Origin of the sequence: Moritella sp. (genome assembly GCF_013215705.1) — a bacterium.
In the GTDB taxonomy this organism is placed as follows: domain Bacteria; phylum Pseudomonadota; class Gammaproteobacteria; order Enterobacterales; family Moritellaceae; genus Moritella.
Map to the genome: position 1 here is coordinate 174,095 of NZ_JABSQR010000009.1, position 17,471 is coordinate 191,565.

At 41.8% G+C, this 17,471-nt stretch carries 14 protein-coding genes; 3 read left to right on the plus strand and 11 right to left on the minus strand.

What is annotated here, in order from left to right; all coding sequences use genetic code 11:
- Positions 1-16: 16 nt before the first annotated feature.
- From HRT96_RS07775 to HRT96_RS07825, 11 genes are all read right to left on the minus strand, one after another.
- Positions 17-1,927 (minus strand): type II/IV secretion system protein, encoded by a 1,911-nt coding sequence (locus tag HRT96_RS07775; protein ID WP_293154586.1) that lies wholly within the window; start codon positions 1,925-1,927, stop codon positions 17-19.
- Complete coding sequence (locus tag HRT96_RS07780; protein ID WP_293154589.1) at positions 1,927-3,168, minus strand: tetratricopeptide repeat protein; 1,242 nt, start codon at positions 3,166-3,168, stop codon at positions 1,927-1,929. The genes HRT96_RS07775 and HRT96_RS07780 overlap by 1 nt, the downstream gene beginning before the upstream one ends.
- Complete coding sequence (locus tag HRT96_RS07785) at positions 3,165-4,061, minus strand: AAA family ATPase (RefSeq protein ID WP_293154592.1); 897 nt, start codon at positions 4,059-4,061, stop codon at positions 3,165-3,167. The genes HRT96_RS07780 and HRT96_RS07785 overlap by 4 nt, the downstream gene beginning before the upstream one ends.
- Positions 4,061-5,659 (minus strand): pilus (MSHA type) biogenesis protein MshL, encoded by a 1,599-nt coding sequence (mshL, locus tag HRT96_RS07790; RefSeq protein WP_293154595.1) that lies wholly within the window; start codon positions 5,657-5,659, stop codon positions 4,061-4,063. Before mshL ends, HRT96_RS07785 begins: the two co-directional genes overlap by 1 nt.
- A 15-nt stretch (positions 5,660-5,674) precedes the next feature.
- Positions 5,675-6,019 carry an MSHA biogenesis protein MshK gene (locus tag HRT96_RS07795; protein WP_293154598.1) on the minus strand — a complete coding sequence of 115 codons (345 nt, stop codon included), beginning with the start codon at positions 6,017-6,019 and terminating at the stop codon, positions 5,675-5,677.
- A complete protein-coding gene (locus HRT96_RS07800) occupies positions 6,012-6,797 on the minus strand; it encodes a glucose-6-phosphate isomerase (RefSeq protein ID WP_293154602.1) in 786 nt (261 codons plus the stop codon). Before HRT96_RS07800 ends, HRT96_RS07795 begins: the two co-directional genes overlap by 8 nt.
- Positions 6,794-7,393 carry an MSHA biogenesis protein MshI gene (locus HRT96_RS07805; RefSeq protein ID WP_293154605.1) on the minus strand — a complete coding sequence of 200 codons (600 nt, stop codon included), beginning with the start codon at positions 7,391-7,393 and terminating at the stop codon, positions 6,794-6,796. The genes HRT96_RS07800 and HRT96_RS07805 overlap by 4 nt, the downstream gene beginning before the upstream one ends.
- Entirely contained in the window at positions 7,393-8,286 is an 894-nt protein-coding gene (locus HRT96_RS07810) for a biogenesis protein MshI (RefSeq protein ID WP_293154608.1), read from the minus strand. The genes HRT96_RS07805 and HRT96_RS07810 overlap by 1 nt, the downstream gene beginning before the upstream one ends.
- Positions 8,287-8,438: 152 nt before the next feature.
- On the minus strand, positions 8,439-10,349 hold the full coding sequence (locus tag HRT96_RS07815; protein ID WP_293154611.1) for an EAL domain-containing protein: 1,911 nt from the start codon (positions 10,347-10,349) through the stop codon (positions 8,439-8,441).
- Between the two features lie 344 nt (positions 10,350-10,693).
- Positions 10,694-11,344: a single-stranded DNA-binding protein gene (gene ssb, locus HRT96_RS07820; RefSeq protein WP_293154614.1), complete on the minus strand. Its 651-nt coding sequence runs from the start codon at positions 11,342-11,344 to the stop codon at positions 10,694-10,696.
- Position 11,345: 1 nt separating this feature from the next.
- Entirely contained in the window at positions 11,346-12,719 is a 1,374-nt protein-coding gene (locus HRT96_RS07825) for an MFS transporter (RefSeq protein WP_293154617.1), read from the minus strand.
- Positions 12,720-13,231: 512 nt separating this feature from the next.
- Between HRT96_RS07825 and HRT96_RS07830 the strand changes: the two genes are divergently transcribed.
- The 3 genes from HRT96_RS07830 to HRT96_RS07840 all read left to right on the plus strand — a co-directional run bounded on the left by HRT96_RS07830 (position 13,232) and on the right by HRT96_RS07840 (position 17,464).
- Positions 13,232-13,870 (plus strand): LuxR C-terminal-related transcriptional regulator, encoded by a 639-nt coding sequence (locus tag HRT96_RS07830; RefSeq protein WP_293154620.1) that lies wholly within the window; start codon positions 13,232-13,234, stop codon positions 13,868-13,870.
- A gap of 224 nt (positions 13,871-14,094) precedes the next feature.
- Positions 14,095-16,266 carry a polysaccharide biosynthesis tyrosine autokinase gene (locus tag HRT96_RS07835; protein WP_293154623.1) on the plus strand — a complete coding sequence of 724 codons (2,172 nt, stop codon included), beginning with the start codon at positions 14,095-14,097 and terminating at the stop codon, positions 16,264-16,266.
- 16 nt (positions 16,267-16,282) lie between these two features.
- Positions 16,283-17,464 carry an outer membrane beta-barrel protein gene (locus HRT96_RS07840; RefSeq protein WP_293154626.1) on the plus strand — a complete coding sequence of 394 codons (1,182 nt, stop codon included), beginning with the start codon at positions 16,283-16,285 and terminating at the stop codon, positions 17,462-17,464.
- Positions 17,465-17,471: the final 7 nt, after the last annotated feature.

Here is a 17,471-nt window from a genome sequence, read left to right on the forward strand (position 1 = left end):
ACCTTAATCGTCCTGTTTACTGACCACTACGGTCCAGCGATCTAACCGCATTGACCAAACGTAAAATGTTTTCAATATCAACATTATCGACTTTATCTAACTCCCTGACATGGGCGGCAATATTGGCACCTAAAGTCTCAGAAACGGCGGGTTCACTCACGCTAACCGTGGCTGAATGATGGCTATCCATGCGGATGTCACTGTCGTTATTATGATCATCAAGGGTCACTTCATCTGCCAGTTTTAATACTTCCTCAATAGAGGTCAAGCCTTGCTTGGCAAAATCCAGCGCTGATAAGACTAATGGACGATAATGTTTACTCTTACGAGCTTCAACCTCAAATTCAGCCGCCGATTCACGTCGTAATGCATCACCCATCGCATCATTGATTTCCAATAACTCAAACACACCGATACGACCACGGTAGCCGCTATAGTTACAACTTTGACAACCAACGCTGCGATAGAACGGCTCATCACCTAACGGGGCCTTGGCTATTTTTTCTAAACAATAATGTTCACTGCTGGTCAGCGCATGACTGCTTTTACATTGGTTACATAATTTGCGCACTAAACGCTGAGCAACAACCGCCCGTAATGCCGCGCCAATTAAATAACCCGGCGCGCCCATATCCATTAACCGTAATGCACACGTGATCGCGTCGTTAGTATGCAGTGTCGATAACACCATATGACCCGTTAATGCACCACGTAAACCAATTTCGACGGTTTCTTTGTCTCGCATTTCGCCGACTAATAAAATATCCGGATCCTGACGTAAACACGTCCGTAAAATATTTGCAAAGTCTAAACCAATCTTAGAGTTGACCTGCACTTGGCTGATCCGCGGTAAGCGATATTCCACCGGGTCTTCCACGGTAATGATCTTTTTACCCGGTTCGTTTAGCTCACTCAAGGCAGAATATAAGGTGGTAGTTTTACCACTACCGGTCGGGCCTGTCACCAATACCATGCCATGAGGGCGGCGGATCAAACCACGTAAACGTTTAATTAAGTCTGCAGGCATCCCGGTACTTTCTAACTGGAAAATACCGGAATCTTGATTAAGTAATCGCATGACCACAGATTCACCGTATTGCACCGGCATGGTCGATATACGTATATCAATCGATTGATTACGTACCTTTAAATTAAAGCGGCCATCTTGCGGTAAACGTTTTTCAGAAATATCTAAACCGGCCATTAATTTTAACCGTAATACCAACGCGGGTACGATAGCCACTTCATTCAATACATTTTCTTGCAACACACCATCAACACGTAAACGAATACGCAGCGCGTTTTCATCGGGTTCAATATGAATATCCGAGGCGCCCACTTGTACCGCATCTTCAAACACCGAGTTAAGAAACTTAACTACAGTGGCTTCACTCGAAGCATCGTCGACATCTCTAAAAATATCAAATTCTTGCGCTGGCCTATGCTCATCTTCTAACTGACCTGCAAACGCTTCAATGTCTTTGGTGCGGCGGTATAAGCGATCATAGGCGGGTAATAATTCACTTTCCCGTACAATCGCAAATTCAAGTTGATACGCCGATAATACATTTGATATCGCTTCAACCGCGTTTAGATCAGCGGGATCACTTAACGCAATCGTAAGTACATCATGCTCGGCTTTTACCACCAATGCCCGGTGACGACGCGCGTGTACTTCCGGTAACTTCATCACGCTTTGCGGATCGATACTCAGCGTGGCAATATTTAAAAATGGAATATCCAACTGTTGCGATAAAAAGTTCAGCAGTTGTTCTTCAGTAATAAAGCCGAGATGCGTTAACGTGGCACCGAGTTTACGGCCACTACTGCGCTGTTCTTTTAACGCTAAACCGAGCTGTTCGTCACTGATGATGCCTTCACCAACGAGTAAGTCACCCAGTCGTTGTTTTAATTTTAATTGCGCCATTACTGTTTCTCCAACTGGGTAATTCGAGCATTGATATAATTACGTGATGATGCCGATAGCTGTCCCATGTTTTGTGCCGTGTGGTAGGCATTTAACGCTAACGTCACTTGCTTGGCTTTATCTGCAGAAATGCCCAGTCCTAACCACCATTTGGCACGGTTAGGCTCGTGCTTGGTCAAGGTCTTATAAGCCATTAATGCGCTATCCAAATCACCAAGACTTTGTGCCAAGCCAGCGAGGAGCGCGTAATAATCAACATTACCTGCCACTTCCGGTCGGTGTGGTTTCAGGTAATAATAGGCTTGCTGTTTATGTTTATTCTTTAAGTAAATACGCGCCAGCATTAACCGGAAATTTGTGTAGTCAGGCGATACACTTAAGCCTTCTTGCAACAAATTAACCGCTGATTGTGTTCGTTGCTCACCATATAAGATACCGGCTAATGTTTCTCGTGATAAATTATGTTTTTTATCAAAGGCTAACACTTTATGAAATAGCTGTTTAGCCCGTTCTTTATCACCCGCAAGTAAAGCACTATCCGCTTGTTTGGCATATAACTGCGCTTGTTGCAGAGGCGTTCTCGTTACCGCTTTAATGGATACGCGGTCTTCGACATGCTCTGGCTCATGCGTTGTCGCCTTAACGTGTTTAGCAACCGTTTGCGGCGTTGTAACGACGACAGGTTTAATCGTGGTCGGCGTTATCTTTCCGACACCAGCAACTTCAATGCTTTTAACATTGCTCATTTTAGCTGCTGCTGAACTAGCTACTTTATTAGTGCTGTTGACCACTACCGCCGCAGTTTCCGTTACTGGAGTGACAGCCAATTTAGCAACCACTTGTTTTGTCACTACTGGCGTTATCACTAATGGCTGCATGACTATCGGCGCAGCCATTGTCGCTTTATCGTCATTCAGCTTAATCACCATGGGTTGTTCAACTAACTCTGCTGATATTAATTTAACAATAAGCGGCTCATTAACTTGGGCATTATTCTCACTGCTTACAACTGGCACGACACGATGGTGTTGCACACTCATTTTTGCGGCGCGACTTTGTTTTTGCACAAACAAATAGCCCGCTAGCGCAGCAAAAATAACAATTGAAGAGAGCAATACGATAACAAGTTTATTTTGACTTTTTGGCGCAGCAACAATCACCGCACCACTCAATTCAACATCTGCCTGTTGCTGCTGCGTCCCTTTATCTAGGCCTTGTAGCATTTGATTAATAACACTCACAGTATTGATTCTCCAAACCACCAAATAACTAAAATCATCTCAACCACTAAAATAGCCGCCATTATCGGTAACCGGAAATTACGCGGCTGCATGGCACTCTCTGTATCTTGTATCGCGAGTGTCACTAACTTGGTATTAATATTTCGCACGTTTTTGCCATAACTTAACATTAAGCATTTATGCGCTAATATATTGATTATACGTGGAATACCACCACTGGCCTGATGTAATAACCGCAATGCTTTTGCTTCAAACAACGGCGCGCCACGATAACCCGAGACCGTTAACCGATGTTCAACATAGCTCGAGGTTTCATTAGCGAGTAAAGGACGTAATTGGTATGAAAAAGTAATACGCTGACGTAACTGACGTAAATTGTCTTGCTGCAAGCGCGTGTCTAATTCAGGCTGACCAAATAACACCACCTGTAGCAGTTTTTTGCTTTCAGTCTCTAAATTACTAATTAAACGCAAAGCCTCCAATGTTTCATGTGGCAGCACCTGCGCTTCATCAATTAACAGCACGACTTGTTTATCTGCTGCTGATAATGTAATTAAACGATGATTTAAGGCTTCGGTTAATTGGTACTGATCTAAACTTGTATCAATACTTAATTCACTCGCAATCGCCGCCCGTATTTCATTCGGCGTTAAATACGGATTAGGTAAATAAGCGATGACATAATTGTCGCCAAGTTCATTCAGTAATTTCCGACAAATCAGTGTCTTACCCGCCCCTACCTCACCAGTTACTTTAATAAAACCTTCGCCAGCAGCCAGCGCTGTCGTCAATACTTGCAGCGCTTCAAAATGGGGCACTAACGGATGGTAAAATTGCGTATTGGGGGTCAAACCGAACGGTACTTCGGTCAAACCAAAATGCGCTTTATACATTACTCGTGCTCATTTTTTGATTCGGTTGGATACCATCGCTCAAGTAATTCAGCTGATCGCTCTAGCTCAATACGCCAGGTATTTTGATCAACCACAATCGGTTTAATTAAAATGATTAACTCGGTTTTTTGTACTGATTGCGAACGATACGTAAAGAGTTCGCCTAACCAAGGAATATCGCCTAAGAAGGGTATTTTAGAAACCAGATCTTTATTCGCTGTTTTCATTAAACCGCCAATCACAATAATTTCACCGTTTTTCGCTTTTACCACGGTATCGGTTTCCCGCACATCACTTTTCGCCAACGGCAACTCAATACCGGCAACAATTTTATTTGAATCAGTGACCTCAATAATCGACGGATGAACGTGTAATAATACCCCGCCATCACTATCAATTTGCGGTGTAACATCGAGCGCGATACCAGAGAAAAATGGGGTTAACTCTACGTCTTGCTCAATAGAATCATCGTCTGATGATGTTGATTTGGTACTGTTGTAACCCGTCACAAAGTATTCATCACTGCCGACTTTAATCACCGCCTTTTGATTATTCAGCGCAGTGACCCGTGGGCTAGAGAGGACGTTGACATCACCTTGGGTTTTTAACAAACTGATCGCCGCACTAAAGTCATTGCCTGCCAGTGTGAACACCCCAGCACCAGACGCGAGGTCAGTAATATCATTAATACTAAAGTTGAACGATGAATCTGCTGCAACGTGGTTATTATTGACGTTCCAATCAATACCTTGCTTATAACCGTCATTTAACGTCACTTCCATGATTTTCACTTCAAGCAAGACTTGACGTTGTAAATGCTGCTCCGCTTTAGCCAGAAAATCTTTGATCTTACGAATATCTTTTGGATAACCCTGTACTGTCACTAAACCGGCTTGCGGGCTGATGATCACCTGGGTATCTGCTTGATTCGCCGTTAACGCTAATAAGGTATGCTCTAATTCCGCCCAATAATCGGTATTAGTTTGCGTTGAAATTTCGGTGCCGGTACTGCTTGATGACGAACCTGATGAACTGTCATCATCTGAAGAACTGCTCGACGAACTATTATCGGTGAGATAACCCGAGCTAATCGAGCTGTTTGATAACCCATTACGCTTCATCAATAAATAATTCATTGGGATGATTTCGGTGCGAACGCCGGCACCATTAACACGGTAGGTATTACCTTGACGCTTAATAGCATAACCATACATATCGGCAACCGCATCCATGGTTTCTGCAATCGTCACATCATTGAGCACCACCGTGACCCGACCCGATACATCAGGGCTAACGGTTAAGTTATATTTAGTACCTTTTAATAATGACCCAAAGAATTGACGCGCGCTGACTGATTTAGCCGAAATATCCATACGCGGTTCAATCATAGGACGGTTTAACGCGTCATGACCATCAAATTCTGGTAACAATTCAGCATTCACATCATCAGGGACAGTCCAAGCTTGTTGTTGCGCATCAGCACGAGCAAGTTCTGCTTGAATGGATGCTTTGATCTCCACAGGTGCAAGCGAACTACGCGTTGTTTCGCAACCCGTTAAAAACACCCCTAAAATAATTGCAAGATACAACTTATTCATAATTAAATCTGAGCCTTAATGTTTAATTTCACTGTCGAATAATGACAATCTAAATTCTTTATCGTTACGTATAAAAAACACAAAATCATCGGTAATGCGACGAACCTGAAAGCCCGATACCCAGCTGCCAGCGACGACTTCTTTATCGTTCATGATAGCGATATGGCTATTATCTCGCACAAAAATTGCCTGTAAGCGGGGGATCTGCACCTTTGCTTTGCGTTGACTGCGCACAACGGGATCTGCCGCCCCCCATGGGCCGGTTGGATCATCAAGTACATTGCCATTAATCACACCTTGACCAGCTTGCGCAACGCTTGCGCTTAATAGAATGAATATAGGCAGTAGTAGTTTAACCACGAATAAACTCCTTATTGATACTCAAGGTATAGATCTCCATTACCACTTCGGCGGTTGGATATTTTTGCATTTGATAATCAAATACTTGCCAATAAAATTTCTTCGGTAATTGCTCTATTGAATCGAGGTAGGCTTGAATATCAAAAAATTCGCCTGTCATAGTAATACGTAAACCATGACGATAAAGCAATACTTCAGCGCGGCTCGAGTCGAGCATAGTATCGATATTGCTGCTCAGCGCCGGCGTGTTGCTAATTTCATCCGCATTGAGATCTTTGCCTTTGCTACTCGCCAATTTAGGTTTCGCTTTACCTTGGTCTTTTGCTAATGCCTGCATATTACTCTTGCCCGTGATTATCGTGACAGGTAATGATTCAATGGCGATCAATTTCACCTTTTTTGCTCGACTTAATACATCACCAAGCACCAAGGCCATTTGATTTGAATTGATTAAATCCGCAGTCAGATCCGTTAATTTACCATTGGCTTTATTAAGCGCATTTTCGGCACGTAAAATACGCAATTTTATCACTTTATTCGGGTCTGTTGCCAATACATGCTGTAACTCAGCAATCGTAAAACCATGTTGACGTTGCTGCTGGCCTAAAGATGACAATTGCGATGTTAACTGTTTATTACGGGCATAATTTGGTGCCAGCACAAAGCTATCAATAATATAAATAATCGCTGCGACTAATGACACGACAATAAGGATACGTTCACGCATCGATAATTGTCTGAATTTATCATTCATCGTTAGCCAATGTTGTTTCATCATTTACTGGCCTCCGTGATCGGCTGATTCGTCAAGGTAAACACGATAATATCGTCCTCGTCACGGGTAATATTTAACTGGCTAAACTCTCGCCCTTGCAACGATTTCGCGGCTGAAAATTTACCAATCCAGCGTGGTATCGCATCATGATTTCGCGCCAGACCAGTCAATGTCATACTCTTACCCGCTAAACGAATTTGAGTGATGCGAATATCTTTATCTCGCTGTGCTGCCAGATCAGACATCAAGATAGCAAAACCACTGGTTTGTACCTGTGCCAATTCAGACAATTGCACAAGTAACTCATCACGATATTGTAAGCGGGTATTCAATAATGCTAATTGTTGATCTAAGGCTGGATTTTGCACATGATGCGCAACCTTCGCAGATAATATGTCGACGTCACCTGCTAAGTCGCTCACCGCTTTTTTCGCCAGCGCCACTTTGTGTGTTAGCAAGCTATTGTCATTTTCAGACAGTATGGTCAATGTCAGCATCAGCAGTATAGAACTGACAATCGCAACAATCGCCTGCGTGAGGGTAAGACGCTCTTTCTTTGGCCTAAACGCCTGAGTATATAAATTTACGCGAGTCTTCATCACAGTTTTTCCAACGCGCCGCCAATGGCAGGTAAAAATCCAGTATCGACGTTATCAGCAATAAACGCATGCTTTAACGGCGTCACCGGAATAGTAAAGTTGAGTTGTAGACGGGCAATTAACGGTGCTAAAATTGTACTCGGCAAAGCCAAGTTAATTTCTTTTACTTCAGGTAACTTTAATTGGCTAACAACAAAATCAGCTGAGCGTTGAATTTCTAAACTAAAATTATCTAATAGCGCGGTATCAAGTTGATCTTCCTGTAAATCACGTAATCGCGAAAAACCACGTAAGCGTCGTGAGAAATACAGCTGATTATCATGAATAATCGTCAAATTAATTTCTTGGTGATCCTGCTGAGCAATTAACATTTGAGTACTTTTTCGGTCCTCATCAGCACTGGTATTAAATAGATTGGCTGTCGCTAATTCCTCAATACCGATAGTCACCAGTTCGAGTTTTGCTTGCTGGATTGCCGTAACAATTAATTCAACCAAACTTTTCGGACAATAAACGAGATTAATTTTATTTTGATTCGGTACCGAAAAATAATCAAAAACGACGGTATCAATCGCTTCATTAATAAATTCTTTCGCAATGAAGGGTAATGAACTGGAAATTTCATCATCAGGCACATTTGGCTTGTCAATTTGTAATAACTGATACAGTTGATTCGACAGCACCACATGGCAAGTTGCAGCCTGCAGATTATGTTTTGAAATCAGCTCACTGAGCGTTTTAATCAGTTCCGAAACATCATTAAACACACTTGAGTCAAGTACTGCAATAGCCTCATTACCCGCTGACAAGGCACAAATATCAACGCGCTGTTTAGCGATAAAAACACCCAGTTTTGCTTGTGTATTACGATTTTTTAACCAGGGTATATGCATAAAATTCTATTGCACCTAAATAAATGAATACTTAATTATAAATCACTTGATAGCCATCATACTTTAATCAGCTTTAAGTAGTAAGCAAAGTGTAAGGTTAGCACGATAACAACACTTTAAAATAGTAAAAATCACCATAACGTAACTTATGACTAAGCCAATAAACGGACTTGATTACAAAAATAACCTTGGGCACCATAAACACCAAGTTTATTAAGCGCATCCCATTCACCTTTCGACTCAACACCAACAGCGACCACGGTCGTGGCCAAGTTAACGGTGCCACCAAGAATACTGCGAATCGCTAATTGATTAATTAGGCGTTTATGTAAGTCACGCACCAAACTCGGGTGGATCTTAATAACGTCTACGTTTAATTTCTTAATATAAGAGGAATCAACCACATCCTGACCGACCATATCTACGGCGATGCAACAACCGAGTGCTTTTAGGTTTTTAGCCGGTTCTAATAACATCTCCAGATTACGATTAATTTGATATTCATGGATCTCAAAATACAATAATGAACGTAATGCCGCGGGTAAGCGAATAATATCTAAGTATACTTCGCGCATAAACCGCTTATCTAAATAACTCTGAATATCTAAGTTTATCCCGCAAGCAATAGGGTCACTCGTCTCTAAATTAGAAATTGCATGTTCAACAGTCAGACGGTCAATACGTTTCAATACACCACACTTCTCTGCCATCGGCAAAAAGACCCCAGCATGGATCCATTCATTATTTTCATCTTGTAATTTTGGATAAATTTCATGACCCAGTACCTGATTATCAGCCATGCTTAGAATTAATTGCAGCTCATAATGAAACGCGTTATTTTTAAAGGTTTGCTCAAACAAGCCTCGCCATCTTACGGTACCTTTCGCATAGACAGGCGTCAGCTCATCTTGCTCATATAAAAACCAACCTGAACAGCCTTGTAACACCGCAATTTTTAAGGCTTGATCAACGTTTTCTAATACCTCTTCTGCTTTTTCGCCATAATGATAGATAGCGACTCCAGTATAAAATAACTCATCGCAATCAACCGGGGTTGATAAGCCCACTCTGGTTAGCAGTTTATACAGCTGCTTCATCATGATTTCAGATTCCGAGCCGGTGATCCTAGGCAGCAAAATCATAAATTGATCACCGCGGTAGCGAGCCAGCACAGAACCAGTAAAACGGTCGACAAATTTACTTAACAGTTCACTGACCGATTTCACCATTTCGTCGACACTTGCAACACCATAGTCATAATTTAATTGCGATAACTCATAGAGTTCAATCTTGATAACGGTACCAGCGATGACACAGGGATCAGATAACATCGCTTCTAATTGATTTAAAAAGAAGTCACGATTACCAATACCAGTCGATGCGTCAACAAAGGCGTTGGTACGCATATAAGAATCAAAACGACTACGCTCGTGCTTGGTATCTTCGAGATCGGCAATGAGTTTATCAAACGCACGGCTAGTTGCTTTAGGCCACTCAGACTCAGAACCCACAGCCACTTTAACGTGATCGCCATTGAGGATCTTATAACTGCGCGTTGACAGTAATTCGGCCCCATACATACCCTTTTTAAGTAGCCGAATGGCCATAATTAACCCGAACAACGTAATGAGTAACCCCATACTTACACCGGTGAATAATTCGAGTGGGTATTCCATCGCATAATACGGCGAAAGCATGACAACTTTAGCAGTAAAATCACTATTTGCTTGCAACTCAAAATGGTATTCTTTCAGGAAAGCAGTGACTGCAACGGTATCTGGCGTTAGCGCCTTAAAGTCGTAACTGACGATGCCATTTTTTTCAACGGTAAGCTCTAATACCGAATGCGCACGTAATAATTCAGGTAGCCAGAATGCAAAGCGTGGTTCGCTATCTTCCATTGCCAACTGCTCATCCATCACATCAATCAATCGAGAGATATTTTGTTTTTGGGTTTCAATCGCCAGACCACGTAAACTAACGCCGCCGCCGAGCAGTACCACACCAACTGATGACAGCACACAAAAAATAATAAAACCAATCAGTTTATTGGTAAATTTCATATATTCCTATACATCCCTATATCAGAATCTAATCTTGTAAGATTTAATCTTACCGACGATAACGAAATTACCGTATCTGCACGGATTCTACTTCATTTCGTCGTGAATAACAGATAAAACGCCCAGTGCCATACCCGTGTCACGTTTATTGTTAGCGAACTATATCGATGTTTCGCAACACCATCAGCGGCCCAGCAGGCACCTCTTCTGTTGCAATGCTGCGACAGTCATCAATATGGATTGTGAATGGCAACGCGCCATTAACGGTTAAATAATAAAAAACCCCGAAAATCGGGGTTCTTATATCATCATACGCGGTCAACAATTGCGATTAAGCAACTAGTCTAGAACGGAATATCATCATCAAAATCAGCAGACGGTTCGTTAAAACCTTGTTGCGGAGCTTGTTGCTGAGGTGCTGCAGCTGGAGTTTGCTGTTGTGGAGCATAACTTTGTTGCTGTGGCGCCTGTTGTGGTGCTTGCTGTGATGGTTGTTGTGGTTGCTGGTTATAACCACCCTGTTGTTGCGGTGCAGCAGGTTGTTGTGGTTGACCCCAACCCGCATTTTGGTTCTGCTGTTGTGGCTGTTGGTTGCTATTACTATTGTAAGTACCACCAGCAGCTGCCTGTTGTTGACCGCCTTGACGCGAACCAATCATTTGCATTACACCGTTAAAACCTTGTACTACTACTTCTGTAGTGTAACGGTCTTGGCCATTTTGATCTTGCCATTTACGTGTTTGTAATGCGCCTTCAATATACACCTGTGAACCTTTACGTAAGTATTCACCTGCAATTTCAGCTAATTTACCGAATACTGCAACACGGTGCCACTCTGTTTTCTCACGCTGTTCACCAGTTTGCTTATCACGCCATGATTCACTTGTCGCAATGGTGAGATTGGCCACCGCGCCACCATTTGGAAATGAGCGGATTTCAGGATCATTACCTAAATTACCAAGAATAATTACTTTATTTACGCCACGACTGGCCATGCTAGCTCCTGTGCTGTTCACGAACCAGGTTCAAAGCCTGGTCTATTTCAAAATCTTTGGTCGCTTTTAAATAAGCAACCTGCTCTTCTAATACTACTACAGCTTCATTAATACCGGAAAGCGATATTAGCTTTTCGGCGATTAATTCAGCTTCTCTTTGGTTTGCGATCGTCACTGCGATGGTATGCGCCTTCACTTGACCGACATTTTCTAAACCCAAAGAAATAACAAACCACACTATCATTACCGCTGCAATGATAAAAAATAAACCTTGTGAACCCAATTGAGAATACAAACTACCGGCCATAATACCGCCACAAAATGCACCCGCAAATTGTGATGTTGAATAGATACCCATTGCCGAACCTTTTGCACCAGCCGGTGCCGACATCGAGATCATCGCAGGTAACGAGGCTTCTAAAAAGTTAAAAGCAGTAAAATACAATACGATAGCAAGTGAAAATAACCACACACTACCACTTGCACAACCCATCACACACAGCGCAAGGCCCATTAATGCTATCGCGAATAAGAAAAATTGTTTATTCATTTTCTTTTTCGCCGCAATAATCAACATAGGCACCATCAGAACAAATGATAGCAGCAATGCCGGGAAATATACCCACCAGTGGTGCTCACCAACCAGTCCTGCCGCTTCTAATTCAAATGGCAGTGATACAAATACCGCCGTCAGGGTTAAGTGTAATAAAAATATACCAACATCGAGACGCAATAATTGCGGATCACGCAGCATGGCTCTTAGTTTGTTGCTATTGGTACTCGCATCCCCAGCAGGTGCTTTGGTTGTCGAGTTCGGTACAATATAATGCACCACCAACATACCAACAATCGCCAATGCGGCGGTGACAAAGAAAATACCTTTAAGGCCGATCCACTGTGCTAAAACCGGTCCAGCCACCAGCGAAAAAGCAAAGGACAACCCGATACACATACCGATGACAGCCATCACTTTCGGACGTTGTTGCTCACGAGTTATATCAGCAGCTAACGCAAGAATGGCACTGGCAACAGCTCCTGTACCTTGGATTATGCGTCCAAAAGCCACACCGTAAACGGAATCAGCCATACCAGCAACGATACTGCCTAAACAAAACAACCCTAAACCCGCAATAATAACCGGCTTACGACCGATACGGTCAGATAATTGTCCCATCGGTATTTGCAATATCGCTTGGGTTAACCCATAAGCGCCAATGACGATACCGACCCAAAGTGGTGAATAACCAATTAAATCGCGTCCATAAATAGCAAAAACAGGCATGATCATAAATAAACCAAGCATTCTTAAGCCAAAGACCAATGCTAACGACACTGCTGTTTTTTGCTCTAATTTAGATAAAGCTACATTATCCATAATTAATCCATCAACCCCTTAATATTTACAGCGCCATGTTAACACGTCATTCCTGCTGACAATAAAAATTTATTTAAAACAACCACAATGATGCTCGCCATGCTTTAGCATTAACAAAAAACAAAAATAACCGTAAAACACCAAGTTAATAATATCTAACGAAATAAAACGCCAATATAACCAGCCAACACAATGAAAAAAAAGTTGTACACCCGATTAAACCATCAATATAGCTAAAAGATAAAAGTATGAGTCGAGATAAAACTCAACGCCAACTTGACTCATTTATGCCACCCCGATATGTTAAGTGTAATGAACAACTAGTTAACATGAGGTTTGCAGCGAGGTTAACTTGCCGTCGCCACTAGACGTTAATACTTTAGTACCAAGTTACATTGAACTTAGGTACTACATTTAACACTTTAATTAAGTCATTAGCTAAGTTTAATCGCTTTATAATGCGATTAAGCATAGATATGGATATCACCACACAAACTAAAGGATTTAGTCATATGTCGGATTACCCAAATGTAGTACTGCTGTCTCAGCCTAGTCTGCAAGTTGCCACTTTAGTCTCTTGCCTAAGAGCCAAACTCGATATACCAGTGCAACAGCTGCGTGAAGTAGCCGAGGTTGAACGGATCTCGATTGATGACAACTTATTATTACTCGTTGATACCGATAATCTAAGTGCCATTTCACAAGAACAACTAAAAAATAAATTAAAGCAATATCACGGTATGTTTCGGTTAGCATTGATTAATTTAAGTGACGATACCACGATGGAAAACATTTCCACTTGGCCATCGATATTCGGCGTGTTTAACAAACGCGATGAACTCGATGTGGTGTGCAAAGGCATACAAAAGATCACCGAAGGTGAATTCTGGATGCCAAGACGCACGCTAAGCTCCTTGATCTCTATTTATCGTTCAACTAAAGCCGTTGATTTAGACCGAAAACCTGAGCTAACAACACGTGAACAAGAGATCTTACGCCAGCTAATGACGGGATCATCAAATTTAGAAATTGCCGATGCATTATATGTCAGTGAGCACACGATCAAGTCACATTTATATAATGTATTTAAAAAAATCAAAGTCAAAAATCGCTTGCAAGCGGTCTCTTGGGCAAAAGAAAGTCTTATCTAACCAATAAGATCACTAAGACAGCACGCAGTTAAGAAACAAGCCCATTAGACTAAAATTCCTTAAAAACCATAGCTAATATGGTTTTTTTATATTTAAATCCAATAATTTTGAAACCGCGAACGCTGGAAATGTTTCTTTTTTGTTAAAACCATGGTACTTCTAATGCTAAGTAATGAGGACGTATGGATACGTGATCTTATTGCTCAGCATTCAAAGGATCTGAAGTGGAGGTAAAATTCGAGACGCACAGCGGACTCCAACAAGGAGCCCAAGACGAAATTGATCTGACGCACCTAGTTAATATAATTAGACGTGCGTTCTTGCGGATCTGCGTGCTCACCACCCTGGTCGCCATTATTGCCGCCATATTTATATCCGACCTGCCGCCGATTTATAAAGCCAGTACCGTTTTACAATTACAAATACAACAAGCTAAACCCATCGCCATCCAAAGTGTGTTGCAAAACGATATAAACAATAAAGATTACTTTCAAACTCAAATAGAGATCTTACGTTCTGATTTAATCACTGAAAAAGTCATTAGCAAATTAACGCTATCTCAGCATCCTTATTACACCCAGCATAAACCGCGAAATAAATTCGCCGCCATATTGCACAACCTAAAAAACAGCCTGTCACCAACAACAACGTCAGTACAGATCATTGACCCACAAGCTTTCATTGACCAGATAAAATCCGCAGTCCATATTGGCCTGATTAAAAACACCCCATTGCTGACGATCAGCTATGAACATTACTCGGCGGATTTGGCGGCATTAATCGCCAATGCTTATGCCGATGTATATATCCAGCATAATCGTGATTTTCGGGTACAGCAGACGGTCACCGCGTCACTCTGGCTCAAGGATGGCGTACAGGTACTCAAAGATAATTTGAATTTAGCAGAAAGTAATCTGACCGATTTCCTGCAGCAAGAAAACTTAATTAATGACAGCGGTATTGATAATTTCACCGCCACAGAGTTACAAAACCTCACCACCAAATTAAATGCCATCAGAAGTGAGTTAATCAGCGCGCAAACCTTGTACCGACAAATCAATCAAGCGCAAGATTTAGATTTACTCACCTCGACATCAATCAAAGCACTATCGAATCAAGCCGTGATTGTCGAGTTAAGAAATGATTATACCCGCGCCAAAAATAATATAGCGCGACTATCGAAACGTTATGGCCCGCTTCACGATAAAATGATCCACGCCAATGCTCAGCTTAGTGTCGCAGAAGATAATGCCCAAAAAGCGCTGCAGCAATTAGCGCTCGGTTTTAAAAAAAGCTTAACCTTGCTGGAACAAAATGAATCCGCGGTAATTGCCGCGTTAGAAGCAAAAAAAGCCGATCACCGCACCCTGATAAAACAAAAAGCACGTTATACAGCGCTCAATCGCGAGTTAACGTCCAGTAACGAACTCTATAATATGTTTTTGATGCGGTTAAAAGAAACCAGTTTAACCAATAATCTTAATCTATCCACAGTCACCATCACCGACATTGCCAAAACACCGCGTTCCCCTTTCAAACCCAAACGGGCATTGATATTAGTATTAGTGATCCTGTTAACGCTGATGCTGTTAGTGGCACATGCGCTAATCACCGCATTATTTTTAGTCAACCAAGACAATCTGAAAAGTTTATCTGTGCCATTATTAGGCTCACTGCCAAATTTAAAAATGATTGATAAAAAATTCCACCTACAGTCTCCACAACAGTTATTCCTGACCAACAGCATGATTTTTGAAGCCACCCAAAGTTTACGTACGTCACTGCAGTTATCGGCTAGAACCAAAAAGCAGCAAATCATTATGCTCACCTCAAGTACCATAGCGGAAGGTAAAAGTACCTCGGCTATTTATCTGGCTATGGCATTAGCACAATCTCATAAAACCATTATTTTAGAAGCCGATATGAGAAAACCATCGGTAAGAAAAAAAATGGGGATCCCAAATACCCAAAAGGGATTGGTCGATATTTTGACCACTAGCGGTCACTTAAATAGCTATATCTGGCATGACCCACACTCAAAATTAGCCGTGCTTTGTGCCGGTAAATTAACCGATAGTCCGTCAAATTTACTTAGCTCAACACGCTTCGCCAGCTGCTTGGCCATTTTAAGAACGCAATATGATTATATTATTATTGATTCACCGCCAAGCCTGTTAGTCAGTGACGCATTTATTATTGGTCAACACTCTGATTTTAATATTTTAGTGACCCGTTCCAACAAATCTAAAATTGGCGATCTCCACAATACTATCGACTTACTGGCAAAACATGGCGTCAGTACCGATGGCATTATATTAAATCAAGAATCATTAAAAAACGATAAACGCTATCAGTACCAGTATCAATATAAAAAGGAGACTGCACTGGCATCATAGTCGTGCTTAATCACCAATGCTGATATTACGCTACTTATTATTCACCCTATGCGCCGCGCCATTTTACTTGCTTGCGGCCTCGTCAGTCGCCCCTTCCAATATGGTTGACTTAGGTATTGAGATAATACCCACTATTGCGATTAATTATAAACACGACGACAACGTCACCAATGTAAAGAATAACAAGCAAGCCTCTAATTTAGTTGAAATAATGCCAGCATTACGTATTCAAGGAGAGAAATACAACAATCAATTTTCACTCAGTTACAGCGCCAAACAGAGCTTATACAGTGACAATAAAGCCAGTAACTATACTGACCACAAATTACAAGCAGACGTTAATCGCGCGATGAACAGTCATCATAAATTGGCAATATCATATCAATTTGAACGTAACCACGACGCGGCTAACACCGGGATATCTGAGGGTAATGACCAAGCGACAGCTCCCGCTATTTTTTATACTCAGGATATAACGCTTAACTATCGCTATGGCAGTCAATCCTCGACACTCACCTTTGCTCCCAGGCTCAGTGTTAATAATAAACGCTATGATGAGGGCAATAGCAATTACACACCCTTGGCAGATTTTAACGAATATGACTACGGCCTTGCGCTCTATTATCGTCTCGCAGCCAGCGTTAACTTATTAGTGGATATCAGTAACAAGGTGACTAATTACCCTGGTAACAGTAACGCAAAAGACAGTATCAATAGCCTACTCTATAGCGGTATCAATTGGGATATCAGTGGTAAAACACAGGGCAGTGTTAAACTCGGCTATGAAAAAATTAATGTTACCGATAATCGCCGCGGCTCTAAAACCAACCCGAGTTGGGATATCGGTATTCGCTGGTCGCCAAAAACGTACTCCATATTCAACATCAAGGCCAGTCAAAAAATCACGAATGCCATCACCGCAGCCGACCGTATAAAAGAGAATACCGGCTCGGTTAACTGGCAGCACGCTTGGCGTTATAATGTATCCACGACGCTGGCTTACCAACATGTCAATGAGACGTACCAATACAGTGCGCGTGAGGATAACAGCAATAGCATCAATATCGCGCTATCTTATCAATTAAGGTATTGGCTAACATTTGGACTGAGCTATGAGCATGAAACCAAGTCATCATCAGATGTTCGCTTAGGTTATGACAACAATATTTATGGGTTAACCAGTCGCTTGGTATTTTAACTGTAAG